At 46.1% G+C, this 12377-nt stretch carries 9 protein-coding genes; 7 read left to right on the forward strand and 2 right to left on the reverse strand.

Going from position 1 to position 12377, the window contains the following annotated elements; genetic code table 11:
• The first annotated feature begins 102 nt into the window (after positions 1 to 102).
• Positions 103 to 540, forward strand: coding sequence for a ferric iron uptake transcriptional regulator (gene fur, locus RT084_RS03575; RefSeq protein ID WP_201664863.1), 438 nt, complete (start codon positions 103 to 105; stop codon positions 538 to 540).
• 145 nt (positions 541 to 685) lie between these two features.
• Here fur and murJ read toward each other — a convergent pair whose 3' ends face one another.
• Both murJ and ampD read right to left on the reverse strand, forming a co-directional pair.
• Positions 686 to 2272, reverse strand: coding sequence for a murein biosynthesis integral membrane protein MurJ (gene murJ, locus RT084_RS03580; RefSeq protein ID WP_312383782.1), 1587 nt, complete (start codon positions 2270 to 2272; stop codon positions 686 to 688).
• 171 nt (positions 2273 to 2443) lie between these two features.
• On the reverse strand, positions 2444 to 3028 hold the full coding sequence (ampD, locus tag RT084_RS03585; protein WP_138018726.1) for a 1,6-anhydro-N-acetylmuramyl-L-alanine amidase AmpD: 585 nt from the start codon (positions 3026 to 3028) through the stop codon (positions 2444 to 2446).
• A gap of 186 nt (positions 3029 to 3214) precedes the next feature.
• Here ampD and RT084_RS03590 point away from each other — a divergent pair, with 186 nt between their 5' ends.
• The 6 genes from RT084_RS03590 (at position 3215) to pyrE (ending at position 12251) form a co-directional block, all read left to right on the forward strand.
• A complete protein-coding gene (locus tag RT084_RS03590) occupies positions 3215 to 6343 on the forward strand; it encodes a DUF2339 domain-containing protein (RefSeq protein WP_312383785.1) in 3129 nt (1042 codons plus the stop codon).
• Between the two features lie 532 nt (positions 6344 to 6875).
• Complete coding sequence (locus RT084_RS03595) at positions 6876 to 8555, forward strand: DUF3999 family protein (protein ID WP_312383787.1); 1680 nt, start codon at positions 6876 to 6878, stop codon at positions 8553 to 8555.
• Between the two features lie 62 nt (positions 8556 to 8617).
• Positions 8618 to 9511 (forward strand): carboxylating nicotinate-nucleotide diphosphorylase, encoded by an 894-nt coding sequence (nadC, locus tag RT084_RS03600; protein WP_312383788.1) that lies wholly within the window; start codon positions 8618 to 8620, stop codon positions 9509 to 9511.
• A 66-nt stretch (positions 9512 to 9577) separates the two neighbouring features.
• Positions 9578 to 10489 carry an NAD-dependent epimerase/dehydratase family protein gene (locus tag RT084_RS03605; protein WP_313097694.1) on the forward strand — a complete coding sequence of 304 codons (912 nt, stop codon included), beginning with the start codon at positions 9578 to 9580 and terminating at the stop codon, positions 10487 to 10489.
• Positions 10490 to 10559: 70 nt separating this feature from the next.
• On the forward strand, positions 10560 to 11495 hold the full coding sequence (locus tag RT084_RS03610; protein WP_313097695.1) for a hypothetical protein: 936 nt from the start codon (positions 10560 to 10562) through the stop codon (positions 11493 to 11495).
• Between the two features lie 36 nt (positions 11496 to 11531).
• The gene (pyrE, locus tag RT084_RS03615) at positions 11532 to 12251 is read left to right on the forward strand and encodes an orotate phosphoribosyltransferase (protein ID WP_284034565.1); all 720 of its coding nucleotides are present in this window, start codon (positions 11532 to 11534) and stop codon (positions 12249 to 12251) included.
• Positions 12252 to 12377 lie beyond the last annotated feature (126 nt).

A 12377-nucleotide genomic window follows, 5' to 3' on the forward strand; every position in this document is an offset into this window, starting at 1 on the left:
TCGGTTTGGTGGTATGCCTCGAGCAAAGGGGCTGTTTCGTGCAAAGGTCTCTAGTTATAATTTTCAGTTTATAAGCGACACCTGATAGGTGCGAGGATTTATATGTCGTCTTTTACCAACCAAGATTTGCGTCGTGCCGGTTTGAAAGTCACGTTACCGCGTTTGAAAATTTTAGAATTGCTAGAAAAAGCCGAATCCCATCACATGAGCGCGGAAGATGTGTATAAAGCCTTGATGGAGCACGGTGAAGACGTGGGGCTTGCGACTGTTTACCGCGTGTTAACCCAGTTTGAACAAGCGGGGATTGTCGAGCGTCACAATTTTGAAAACAACTTGTCGGTATTTGAAATCGCCAAAGATGAGCACCATGACCACTTGGTATGTGACCAATGCGGCAAAATCATTGAATTTCACAATGAAGAAATCGAAGCGCTGCAAGAAAAAGTCGCCAAAGACTTTGGCTTTACCCTATCAGGGCACTCGCTGGTACTATATGGAATTTGTGATAATAAAGACTGCCAAAATTCGATAAAGCGCTAATGTCTTGGTGGGTTGATGCCTGAATCGGTTAAAAAATTTACGTGCAAAGATCAGTCACAAAACTCAATTAAAAACTTCAGTTAAAAAAAGCGGCTAGATAAATTTTATTTAGCCGTTTTTTTGTCTGTTTTCCGTTGTCTATTGTTTATTGAACGCTATGATGCGGTCTTAGTTCTGATAGCCTAAAGCCAGCGATTAATAGCGCTGCGCCATACACCATAGCGCCCACCACACACAGCGCCAATAGTGCAACAATACGAATACCTTGATGCGCGGTAATCGGGAAAAAATGAATACCAGCGGCAAGTGCCAACCCCATCGCCCCATTTGCCATGGCAAAGATAACCGCTAATCGTCGCCAAGCCGCACCAAACCGATAAATACCTTGGGTATGTAAATAAAAATATAACAGCGCCGCATTGATAAAAGACGCCAGCGTATTGGCAAGCCCTAGCCCGGCATGGGGTGCGATTTGCCACTTTTTAAATAACCCAGCCAGTATTAGGCTTAACACGACATTGGCAATCACGCTAATCACACCGACTTTGACAGGGATGCGACTGTCATGACGGGCAAAAAAAGCCGGGGCAAATATTTTAATTAGCATAAATGCCAAAATCCCACCCGATAAGCACTGTAGCGCAAGCCCACTCATCATGGCATCTTGCCGTACAAATTCCCCATGTTCAAACAGGGATATCATAAGCACATTACTAATCATGCCAAGCGCGATGGATGCAGGCACGCCGACCAACACCGTCAGCCGCGTCGCCCAATCTAGGGTGTGTCTAAATTGTTGATGGTCATCGCTTGCGATACTTTTGGATAGACTGGGCAGAATCACCGTACCAATCGCCACCCCAATCAGCCCTAGCGGCAGCTCACTCATCCGCTCTGCGGTATAAAGCCAAGAGACCGAGCCATCAACCATGGTTGAAGCCAGTACCGTGTTGACCAGCATATTGATTTGGGTGACTGATACCCCAAACAGCGCAGGAAGCATGAGTTTTAAAATCCGTCGCACGCCAGGATGACGAAAGCTAACCTTTGGCATCACCAGCAGCTGATGGCTATGCAATTGCGGCAATTGAATCAATAGCTGCAGCACACCTGCCACCGCAACGGCATAACCGACTGCCAAAATTGGCTTGGCAAGCAGCGGCGCTACCCAAATCGCGCCCACAATCATACACACATTTAAAATCACCGGTGCAAAGGCAGGCAAGGCAAACCGCCCCACGCTTTGCAAAATACTACTAGCAAACGCGGTCATGGCGATAAATAACAAATAAGGAAAGGTGATACGAAGTAGCTCAACTGCGGTTGTAAATTTGCTAGGCTCATGCAGATACCCCACCGCAAACACAGCAATCACGGCGGGCGCGAAAATGACTATCACGGCGGTTAAGCCTGATAAAATCAACAATAACGTACCTGCCACCCGACTGATAAGAATTTGAATGCCGAGCAAGGCTTTTTTGCTATCGGCCATGTCGTTATCTTGGGCTTGGTGTTGATAATCGGATAGTACAGGGACAAAAGCTTGGGCAAAAGCGCCTTCAGCGAACAGCCGCCGCAAAAAATTGGGCAATTTGAAGGCCACCAAAAACGCATCCATCATGCCACCCGTACCAAACACGCTCATCAATACCATGTCGCGAATCATACCCAAGATACGTGAAAATAACGTAAAGAAACTAATAATAGCGGTGGATTTGATAAGTTTTGACATGAAAGAATCGCTGCAAGTTTTGCCGAGAAGTGGGTGTGATAATTGAATTTTGTAGTTTGATTTGGGCACTATTATCTTGCCAAATCGTTATCTTGCAAAAATGTTATCTTTCAAAATCGTTATCCTACAAAATTGCCATAGGATAAATTTTTGAAAGTCACCTAATGGAATCTAATGGCTGATTTCACTTTTATTGACCATTTTTCTTAGTTTCACCCAATCAAAATACAGCCCCGGGTCGGACTTGCGGCCGCGCGCGATATCGCTGTGACCGGCTAGATGATTGATGGTTTTGGGATAAGCTTGATAAATCGCGGCAATCACGCCACTTAAAGCTTGGTATTGCCTGTCATCAAACTCGCTATAATCATCACCCTCCAGCTCAATCCCAATCGAATAGTCATTGCAGTTTGGTACGCCCAAATAACTAGATTTGCCAGCATGCCAAGCACGCTCATCAAAGCTCACAAACTGTGTGACCCTACCATCGCGCTCAATAAACAAATGCGCGGAGACCTGCTGCTGATAAATGGTTGCAAAATACGGATGGGCATTGGGGTCTAACTGATTTTGAAAAAATGCACGAACAAAATGCTCGCCTTGGTCATTTTTTAGACCAAATTCACTGGGCGGCAAGCTGATGTTATGAATCACAATGAGGTGAATATCGTTAGGGTCGGGGCGTTGTCCAAAATTGGGTGACGCCACAAACTCGCATGGGCTTAACAAACCCTGCTCAATGCTAAATCTCGACATAACCATACCCCGCCCAATCATCAAAATGGTGTTTCAAATAGTTGGTAAAACGCTACTTAATCATGTGGCTAATTTAGCATAAAATGGGCTTATCATCACCTTAACCGAAAGACACAGTTAAAAAAAAGCAATTTTGCAAAAAAATGGTATGCTATCGCTAAGCTGATAACAAGGGTAGAGCATTTGATGGATACGATTATAGCGGCGTTGATACTGGCAGTCGTGGGGGCGCTTTATAAAATTTTTGCCCAACAAAAAGCAATTACCCGGCTTGAATCCAAGCTCGACAATCTGCAAAAACAACTCGCTGACGTCATGGCAACCGTGTATATCCTAAGCAGCGAGGCAAAGCCATCATCTAGCCAGCAATCGGCAAGCGATAGCCGCCAAAATCAGCCTGTCACTGACCCTATTACTGACCCCATTACGCAGCCCATCAGTCAAGCCACCGTCCCAACGCCCTCCCCAGCGCCCCTCTCAATAGTTGCCTCTTTGCCAATGGCGAACACGCTTGACGCTTCGGTTAGTTCAACTGCGCCAACGGCAACGCAGCCGTCCGTGAATGACGCAGCCCCACCGCATAAACCCACTTTGCCACAGTCATCATCTCCTTCTTCTCATTCTTTAAGAGATGATGAAAGCGCTACCAATATTGTGACATCGCTTTGGGCAAGTGCCACCCAATGGTTCTTTGGGGAAAACTTGGTGGTGCGTGTCGGTGCACTGGTGTTGCTAGTGGGCGTGGTGCTATTACTCAAACTTGCCAGCCAATATATTGAGGTATCGATGCCCGTGCGCATGGCGCTGGTAGCGTTAGGTGGCTTTGTGATAACGGTAGTCGGCTATCGCACCACTGCCAAAAAACGCAGTTACGGTTTAACCTTGCAAGGCGTCGGCTTTGCGGTGATTTATTTGACGGTGTTTGCGAGTTTTAAATTGTATGGACTACTACCATCAACCTTAACCTTCGGCGTGCTTGCATTACTGGCAGGGTTAACAGTGATGTTTTCGGTGTGGCAAAATGCGCTGCCGCTTGCGGTCTTGGCATTCGGTGGGGCGTTTTTTGCGCCGATACTGGTCAGCCGACCTGACGGTAGTGTGGTGATGTTATTTAGTTATTATTTATTACTCAATATAGCGGTTGCGGTGATTGCCCATTATCGCACTTGGAAATTGCTCAATGCGCTCAGCCTAGCAGTGACCTTTGGGCTTGCGTATGTGTGGGGATTTCGTGCATTTAGTGGCAATAGTGCAGGTGCAGGCTGGCTGTCATTACGCTGGCAACTGCTGGGGTTATTGGTTGGGCACATGGCGCTGTATTTGTTTATTGCAGTTAGATACTCTCAGCAGGTCGTGAGCTATAACCAAACGCTGCTACAAATGAACAGGGGGTTAGCCAAACGCCCGATTCTATCGATAGATTCAGGCTTGTTGTTTGGTACAGCGTTACTAGGGTTTGGGCTGATGGCAAGCTTGCTCAATGATTTGCCTTATCATCTGGCCTTTGCGAGCAGTGCGTTATCGGCTATTTATTTGAATTTAGGACTGTGGCTGCTCAAACATCATCGCCGTAGCATCGCAGGCGACCCACAAGCCAACAACCAATTTGATAACAGCTTTGAGCTACTTATTGAAGCCAGCCTTGCACTCGGCTGTGGGTTTTTGGCTTTGGTGATACCACTGGCGCTATCAGCCAAATGGATTAGTATCGGTTGGGCAGTGCAAGGTGCTGCATTGGTGTGGCTCGGTGCGCGTACCCAAAGACGCTGGACGGTATATTTTGGGTTGGCATTGCAAGCCTTTAGTATCGTGTTATTGGTGGGCTTTGATACCCTCATGCGGCATTGGTATGGGCTACTGGATCAATTATCTATTCCGCACCAAACATCTATAGTAGCGGCTTCATCCACTTTGCCACTGACCGTATTGACAGCGTGTGTGCTGCTGTCTGCTTTTATTTTGCGTCACGGTAGAGCCAATATCGCGGCAGCCACATCCCAAGCTAAAGGTCAGCCTCAAACTCAACCTGCGACAGTCAAAACGACGCATAAACGGGTTCAACAAATCGCTGATAATGCCAGTCACAGCTTTGTTGCCACCGCGCTTGTGGTTGTCGGGTTTGTGCTGTATCTGTCGGCAATTTTATCCGCTGACCCCTTTTGGAACAACGGTGGCAAAACCACCAGCATCAAACTTGCTATGGGTATGGCGGTATTTTTAATTGTGGGACAGCTGATGCATCAGCGTTTTGTTTGGCGCAGTATGCGTAAGGTGAGCCGCTTGATTTTACCGTTTGCGATGATGAGCTGGGTGCTAGTTTGTCTCACCCATGTTAAGGTCGAGACGGTTGTAGACTTAAACGATTATCACATCAAAGCATTTAGTGGGTTGGGGCGTTATTTGCTCGCTATGCTCGGCTGTTTAGCCATCGCAAAATTGCTAGGCGCGTGGCTGCTTAGTCGCTGGCACCGCGACCGACTCGATACAAGCGTTGACGCGCTCGTTTGGTTTTTGGTACTGATTGCTATGCTAACTTGGATGCTGCAACAAGTGCCATTTAACTATTGGCAGCATGCCCAAGAGCTTCGAGCCATTATCACTATTTTACCGACCGTGCTGGCTGTGCTGGGGCTGATGAGTTTGTTGTTGCTGCCAAAACTTCAGGCGATTGGTGGTCGTTTGCTTGGTTGGTTAGAGGTTGATTGGCTACTTAAACACAGTGCTTATATTTTGCTACCGATGACCTTTATTTGGAGTTTATCTGCCAATTTCTCGTTAGACGGTCAGCTATTGGGCATTTATCTGCCACTGCTCAATCCGCTGGATTTGACCTTAATCAGTATTTTACTGTACCAATCTTATGTGGCACTCAAAGTTGATAGCAACTATCGTACTATCGTTTTGGTGGCTTGCGGTTTAGGGGCATTTGTGACGGTCAGTAGTATGTTGGTGCGTGGGTTTGCCAGCGTTTGGGGCACGCCAACGTGGGAACGTGGCGCTTGGTCAGTCAGTATGGTACAGACGGGGCTGACTATCTTATGGACCATCATTGCGATGGTATTGATGTTCTTGGCAAACAAAAAAGTCATTCGCTTGGTATGGTTTGCCGGTATCGCATTATTGACCATGGTGGTTGCCAAGTTGCTATTGATTGATATGTCGAATACCAGTGCAGTACTGCGTGTGGTGTCTTTTATCGGGGCAGGCTTGTTGATGCTAGTCATTGGTTATCTTGCACCCTTACCCCCCAAAGTAGGTAAACCCAAATCAGATAAACTCAAATCAGACAAAAAGAATGCAGCCAAAAAAAGCTAAGTAAACCCCTGCTAAAGCTCGTGAATAACGTGGGTTATTTTGCGTATTTACGGCAGGCGGGATTAGCTAAATGCACAAAGACTTGCTGCCTAATTGTCTTTAAATTGTAACATCTGGCTAGTATTTATCCAAAATATGGGCTCTCTTGTTAGTGGTTTGTAGCACGGTATAGAAGTTTTGAGTGGGTATTGTTAATATCCTTATAGGGCAAAGTTTTATGTTAACCAAATTATAAATCTAATTACTATCAACAAGTTAGAATGCTATTTATTATTTTCTAACATAAAAATTTAAGGTTGATACTGTCTAATGATGCTAACCATGTGATGTTAGGATTTCCAAATTTTTAGATTAGTTATGACTGACGGCTTTATGTCGATAACCCAAAGACGGGCTACGCTGTTTTTTTGGTTAAGTTTAATTGGTCTGAGTTCTTGTCAATGTCCATCGCAATGGGTGAGCTTGTAAAGCCATATCAGTTATATAGGAGCTATAAATTCTATAGTAACTATAAATTAACAATGAAGTAAAAATGAAAAAAAATAAGCATTGTCACGTGAGATTAGCCAAACACCGCGCCTGTATTTTATCGGCAACTTTAGTTTCGCCGCTATTGTTAGTAGCTATCATTTACACGCAAGCAGATGCCCAAAACCCCACGCAAACGGCATCCATCACTGTTGCCTCGCAAAAGACCACCACGACCACGGTAGCGCCTGCCATCGTTGACAAGTCAGAGCAAGCGCATGACACTGACAATATCAGCTATGGCTTTGAGGCATTGCAAAATAGCTTTGTAATCGACATTGAGTTACCGGGAGAAAATCAAGCGGACAATCCCAACAGCGCCCAACTGGTAAAATTTTCGTCGTTAACGCCCAGTTTGTTAGCTTTAATCATGCAGCAAAATGGGGTGGATATTAATGATAAACAAAATTATCGCTTGATTGATGCCAAAGGTCATATTATGCCGATGGCGATTCGCCCTGTCAGCAAACAATCATCCGTCAATCAAGTATTGCAAGTAGTTAGCGTAGAGACCGATAACCCCAATGCGGTGGAAAAATTACGCCATGCGTTGACCGTACAGCTTGATAACCCAGACAACCAACAATCAATTAATATTGACCTTAGCAATTTACCTTCAAACCCAGTTGCCGCTGTTACCAATAACCCGGTCAGAACTTGGTGGTTAACCAATCCCAACTTTGCCAAAAACCAATCTAATTTATCAACCGAGCAAGCAGTCAATCTTTGGCTAAAATTTTTACCCGTGAATTCAGCCCAGCCCAGCAAGCGCCCACTGCAACTGCAAATTTATGGCAGTGATGACTTACAAAGCTGGCAGATGGTCAGCCAAACGGTGGTCAGCCCCTTTAGCCCTAGCCAACGTGGTCAACCTAGCCAGCCTGCCCAACATAGCCAAATGGTAGCGCCGCAAGCTGACGGTACTAATCAGCCGATAGCGACAGGCAATGCTATTGCCATCGAGCCGCAGCAAGCCAATTATCGGTATTGGCAAGTGGTGGCAAATCAGCCTATCAATCTTGAGGCAGCCAGTTTAAATCGCATGGTGAGTGAGGCAAGTTTCTTCTTGACCCGCGCCAGTTTTTCAAAAGTCAAAGATGACACCAACCAATGGCGGCTTAGCCTTGCTCAGCCTATGTTGACCACAGGGGTGAGTTTTTTTGTCCCCGAAAATCAGCTGTGGCAAGTGAGCATCAAGGTACCTGAGCAAGAAGCCAATCAATTGGCTAAAATCAACAAAACCGCTAATGTAAGTAATGATAAAATTTTAGCCAATTCACAAATTGATAAAAACCATACCACGGTCAGTTGGCAACCGACGTTGACCAAATCGCTGCAATTGGGCGGTCAAATGCAGCAAGATGATTTGCCGGTCAATCTGTTAACGCCCATGTATGAGATGTATTTTTTAGCACAAGGCACAGCGCCTTATCGACTGGTGATTAACGAGCCACGCGTATTACAACAACCCAATATCACGCTATCCAACCAACAACTTACCAGCCTCGGCAACACCGTTGAAGGACAAATGCAAAATATCGAGGCATTGAACAACCCCAACGCGTCGTTTGAACGCTACAAAACATGGGCACTATGGGGTGTACTCGCCGCAATTATAGCGGCTTTGGCGTTGATTGCCCTGCGTTTATATCAACAAACTACTACCCAAGCCCCCAAAGAATAGGCGATAATACAATCTAACATACTTCATCGAAAATGCCCCATCGACAATAAGGGATTATTTGCATGTCTGCTGCTAGCCCAACCATTAGTGACACCTCGGTCACCACCCCGCACATCAGCTCACTACTACGTATTGAAATCGCCAAACAAGTCGCACTTGCGCTGCAAGAAGACATCGCCACTGGGGATATTAATGCCCAATTAATACCCGAAACACAGCGCGATACGGCAACCATTATTTGTCGTGAACCGATGGTGGTCGCGGGTAAGGCATGGGTGGATGAAGTATTTCGCCAGCTTGACCCCAATATGCAGCTTGATTGGGCAGTCAAAGACGGTGACGCTGTGACAGCTAATCAAGTTTTGGTGACGCTCATCGGTAACACCCGGGCACTGCTGACGGGTGAACGTACCGCGCTCAATTTTTTACAGACTTTATCATCTACTGCCACTGTGGTTGCCAACCATGTGGCGGTCATCGCAGAACTACCGACCAAATTGTTAGACACCCGTAAAACCTTGCCAATGCTACGCCATGCGCAAAAATACGCCATGCTATGTGGCGGCGGTAATAATCACCGTATCGGGCTATACGATGCCTTTTTGATAAAAGAAAACCATATCATGGCGTGTGGCGGTATCGCCCAAGCAGTCAGTCAGGCGCGTCAGATTGCCAATAAGCCAGTGGAAGTTGAAGTAGAAAATTTTGATGAGTTGCATCAAGCCATCGCTGCCAATGCCGATATCGTGATGCTCGATAATTTTACCATTGAAGATACCCAAAAAGCGGTCGAGCTAGTTGCTAGTCTTGGCAAGCCTTGCCAGCTTGAAGCTTCAGGCGATATTAGTCTTACCCATCTACGCCAAGTGGCAGAAACCGGGGTGGATTTTATCTCAATGGGTGCATTGACGAAGCATATCAAAGCCATTGATTTATCGATGCGTTTTCAACAATAAATCGGTTAAAAATACATCAATTAAAAATAGTCAGCTTTTTTAATGCCATTCACGATAGGTCATAGCATGATGCAAACCATTTTAATGATTGGACTGGGCAAAATTGGTTTACCAGTTGCTAAGCAATTAGCGGCGCAGGGGCATTGCGTGATTGGTGTTAGCCGCTCCACGCCGACAGATTTGGTTTTCTGCAGCCCCAGAACACCCAAGCTACCGCCCGATAATGACCATCTATATCAGGAAAATCTACATTTTGTTGCCAGTGATGCGCGCACGTTAGACGTTGCGCAGCTAAGTCAATGGACCAGCCAAATTAGCCAAATCTGTATCATTGTCAGTCCAGATACCCTGTCGCTACAAGGCTACCGTGACAGTTATTATGCGATTGCCGAGCATGTGGTGCGATTGGGTGACCATCTGCCAAACCTCAAACGTGTGGTATTTATTTCTTCGACAGGCGTTTACGGACAAAACGCGGGCGAAATCATTGATATCGATACCCCTGTGTTCGCGCCAGCGAGCGCCACTTCTCAAGTGATTTTGCAGACTGAGCAGTTGTTGCAGCGGCATTTTGAAGATAAGAGCGTCATCATTCGCCCAAGTGGGATTTATGGGCAGTCACGGCTACGTCTACTGACCATGGCAAGACAGTTAGCAGCGCAGTCGACAAATATGGCGAGTGATTATCCGAGTAACACATGGACTAATCGTATTATGGATACAGATTTAGTCAGCATCATTGTCACTGTCATCAATGCGGGTCAAACCGTGCCAGTTTACTTGGCGACAGATAACGCGCCAGTCCCGCTCTATACTGTGCTAAACTATTTGGCGACTGCACAGGGCTTGAACTTATCGCTGCCCTGTATGGAGCCAACAACGGGCAAACGCATTATCACTAACTTGCCAGCTACTTGGTTCAACTACCCAGATTGGCAGTCAGGCTATCAGCATATTTTGTCGACTTTAGGCAATTAGTGATGGGTGGTGGGTTTCAACAAAAATTTTTCAGCATTTACCTATCAGTGATTTTATAGCCGTGTATGCCATGACGTATTCCAATACTGAGCGCCAAGCCGCAAAAAAACAAGTTGTTAAAGACAAACACCAGCTACGCCATCCCAATGTGATGACAGAGGCAGAAAGATTGGCTTTGCCCGATCCTTGTCGCCCGATTGATAAGCGCGTCATACCGGCGCGTCATACCATTGACGTCTATATGCAAAAACCGCTTTCATTGCCAGTGGCGGATACCAACAACAACCTCAACGCTAGTGTAAAAGACGTTGCCAAGCCCTACCGAATGAAGGGCAGCACAACAAAAACCCTTAAAAAAAGTTCGCAAAGTCATCAATCTGACATGCTAGAGCAGTTACTATCTGACCAAACCATTGAGATGCGGCACTTTATCCAGCAGCAGCAACAGCAGGCCAATAGCAGCCAAAGCAAACACCCGTCATTGCATTTACCGCTGTCTTTGTTGCCACAGCTCGTCAATGACAGCAGTGTTTCACTGATGAAAGAGGTTATGGGTCGATACCCGCATTTAGCGAGTATGGATAAGCTTACAACATCCTTGTCACAGCAGACATTGCAAAATTCCTGCGCACATCAAGCCAACGATGCCCCCAGCACACAGTCTGACGCCACCTATAATCAAGCGCTACTTAATATCGAAACCAAACTGTATCTAATGGGACAAATGTACCATATTATGCTTTGTGTATTTTTGCTATGCCAATGCAAATCACGCAAATCACTCAACCCCCAAATCACCTTGCAAGACTTGGCTGATGCTATCAATCAATACATCGAGGCGCATCGCACGCAATTGCATTTTTTGACCCGGCATGACGATTTATATATCGAGCCGACGCATGTTGAGCTCGCCGCCATTGCCATCGACTGGCAAGTGGGTAAGCAAACAGCCATCAGCAAACGTACTATCACCATTAGCTCGCAAAACCCAATCACAGGCGGCTAATGGTATTTTTTAACTTGTTCTTTTTTGGAGTCGCGTATGTCGCAATTATCTCAAGCCCAAGCATCTCAAACCCCATCCTCTCAAACCCAAGCCGCTCACGCACCGCAGTTTATTCCCCAGCATTTTATTGAAGTGGCACTCAAAAACAATGTATTAAAATTTGGCGAATTTACCCTAAAATCAGGTCGTATAAGCCCGTATTTTTTTAACGCAGGTTTGTTATCAACCGGTGAGCTATTATCGGTGTTGGCAAATGGGTATGCTGATGCCCTTGCCAAGCAGCTACAATCTACCGAAAGTAGCGATTTGGTGATTTTTGGGGCAGCATATAAAGGTATTCCGTTTGTGGCGGCGACCGCGCAAGCACTGTGGAACAATCACCAAATCAATGCCGATTGGGGCTACAACCGCAAAGAAGCCAAAGACCACGGGGAAGGCGGTATGCTGGTTGGAGCCGATCTCAAAGGCAAATCAGTTTGGGTGATTGATGATGTGATGACCGCGGGTACAGCGATGCGCGAAGTCGTTGCGCTATTAGAAAAATCAGAGGCCAAAGTCGCGGGGATTATCGTTGCGCTGGATCGCAAAGAAAAAGGTCAAAGCGAACAATCTGCTATTCAAGAATTGGCGCAAAGCCTCAATGTACCGGTACTTGCCTTGGTCACGATGGATGACATTACCGAGTATGTCGCCAAAAATGGCACGCAGGAGGAACTTGCCAAAATGCAAGCCTACCGCGAGCAATACGGCGTTTAATCAGCGGTTGCCATCATCCTGGGTGATGATGATTTCACAGATAGTTTTTTACATCATGTTATATAGAATCCATCACCCAACCCCGCTAACGATAGATTGTTTTTAAATTAACCATTGAAGAGGACG

The sequence above is a fragment of the Moraxella sp. CTOTU48717 genome, assembly GCF_032057165.1.
Classification (GTDB): Bacteria; Pseudomonadota; Gammaproteobacteria; order Pseudomonadales; family Moraxellaceae; genus Faucicola; species Faucicola tetraodonis.